This is a genomic window from Paenibacillus sp. Y859 (genome assembly GCF_056786405.1).
Genome location: NZ_JBXCIZ010000033.1, coordinates 1 through 2,091, shown reverse-complemented (window position 1 = coordinate 2,091; position 2,091 = coordinate 1). Strand labels below are relative to the sequence as shown.

Below are 2,091 nucleotides of genomic sequence, written 5' to 3'. Positions count from 1 at the left end.
ACCTAAAGATGAACAAGACAAATTAGTACTATTAATAAAGGATCGATTGATGGCGATTTCATAGAAGGGCAATACTGCGTATAACAATGTCTTTCAGCATCGTCGCTGACGCTCCTTGGTCGCCAGAGGAGTTTTCTGAGAAGTGGAATCAGACGACACATCCAACCGGCTAAGTGGCAGAGCCACCCGGACCTGCGGTCCTTAAGCCGTTCGGACGTCAGAAATGCGCAACGTTATACGACAATACTACAGAATAAGTTTAGAGAGTTTAATCAAAGGAGACGGGATGATGAGTATTAAAGCAATATTTCTGGACTTTTATGGAACCTTGGTTCATGAGGATGACGATATCATCCCATTGATCTGTAAGGAAATACAAGAAAATAGTATGGAGGAATGCGAAGTAAGTGATATAGGGAGATACTGGTGGAATATGTTTTCGAGTATGTTTCAAAACAGCTATGGTGAGACATTTAAATCCCAGCGCGAACTCGGGATCCTATCATTATCTGAGACGATTTATAGATATAGATCAAACTGTGATGTGAATGAGATCATCCAGAAGCAATTTGATCACTGGAGTGAACCTAAAATATTTAATGATACAATTCCATTTTTAGAAACTCTTCAAGGATATGAAGTCTACATATTATCGAATATTGACACAGCCGATGTAAAAGCCGCTGTAGCTTATCACGGGATAAAGGTAAATGAAATAATCACGAGTGAAGAGGTCAAATCATATAAACCAAGACCAGAATTATTTATTGAAGCTTTAGAGAGACATAATCTGTCTCCTAAAGAGGTGTTACATATCGGGGATTCTTTAATGAGCGATGTCGGTGGAGCAGGTATTTTAGGAATAGCGACAGTCTGGTTAAATCGGCTAAATAAGATTAAAACAGATATTGCAGAACCCAACTTTATATGTAGAGATCTAAAAGAAGTAAGAGATATTATTAGTGGAATCGAAGAGGGTAGTATCGTCGTATAACACAGCATTCCTACTGCGGACATTCGCCCTTGATCGCTTAGAAGGATTTCCAAGGAGATTATTCCGGCGATACATTCAACCAGCTAAGTCTGACGACCCGTTCCCTTTGGTCACTTAAGCTGCTTGAACGTCAGGAATGCCAAACGTTAGCAGAAATTAATGTAACATAATATAAGTGAGAGTGAATCGACGATGCATACCATATTTAAGAACCTTACAAAACATATTGAGTTTTCAAGTGATTTGAAGAGAAATATTCATCTATTTTTAACGTCTAATAAATGTCCAAAAACAGCAGATCATTGTATTGACGTTGGTACGGAAGCAAGGAGAATAGCATTAATGTTTGAAGCTAACCATGAAGCAGCTGAAATTGCAGGTTGGTTGCATGATATCAGTGCTGTTTTTTCAAGTATTGAGCGTATTGATGTATCAAGACAATTACAAATTGATGTTTTACCTGAAGAAGAGCTATTTCCAATGATCATTCACCAGAAGATATCAAAGGTAATGGCTAGAGATATCTTTGGAATTACAGATCAAGAAATATTAGACGCCGTTGGCTGTCATACGACATTGCGGGCAAATGCTACTTTACTTGATCAAGTATTATTTGTTGCTGATAAGATTGCATGGGATCAGTCTGGGGAGCCTCCGTATATTGAAGAATTGAATAGAAATTTAAAGAAATCATTAACACATGGAGCATTTGCATATATCAATTACTTATGGGAACGGAAAGAAACCTTGAAAGTTGTTCATCCCTGGTTGAAAGAAGCCTATGAAGAACTTGAGGATAAAGTGCATAAAATGCAGATAATTCGAAGAAGACATTAACTTCTGCTAACAAAATATTCGCACATCGGGCCGTTTGGCCCTTGGTCTGCCAGAGGAATTATCGGGGGAGATATTTCAAGCAGACACATCGATTCCCCTAAGATAAGAATTATCTAAGGGGAATCGACGTCGCGAATACCAAACGTTATGTGAAATGCGAAGAGAAAGGATTTAAATATGACAAAAGAAGTAATATCCAAATACTTTTATCAAGATGGAAGCCTTCGAGATATTTATATACTTCAGTCTCATTTATTTGA

The 2,091-nt window shown here is 37.8% G+C and carries 2 protein-coding genes; both read left to right on the top strand.

Features of this window, described 5'->3' with window-relative positions; genetic code table 11:
* Positions 1–286 precede the first annotated feature (286 nt).
* Positions 287–994, top strand: a complete 708-nt coding sequence (locus tag AC1TO8_RS23780) for an HAD family hydrolase (RefSeq protein WP_482058059.1) — start codon at positions 287–289, stop codon at positions 992–994.
* A gap of 192 nt (positions 995–1,186) precedes the next feature.
* Positions 1,187–1,831: a bis(5'-nucleosyl)-tetraphosphatase (symmetrical) YqeK gene (yqeK, locus tag AC1TO8_RS23775; protein WP_482058058.1), complete on the top strand. Its 645-nt coding sequence runs from the start codon at positions 1,187–1,189 to the stop codon at positions 1,829–1,831.
* The last annotated feature ends 260 nt before the right edge of the window (positions 1,832–2,091 follow it).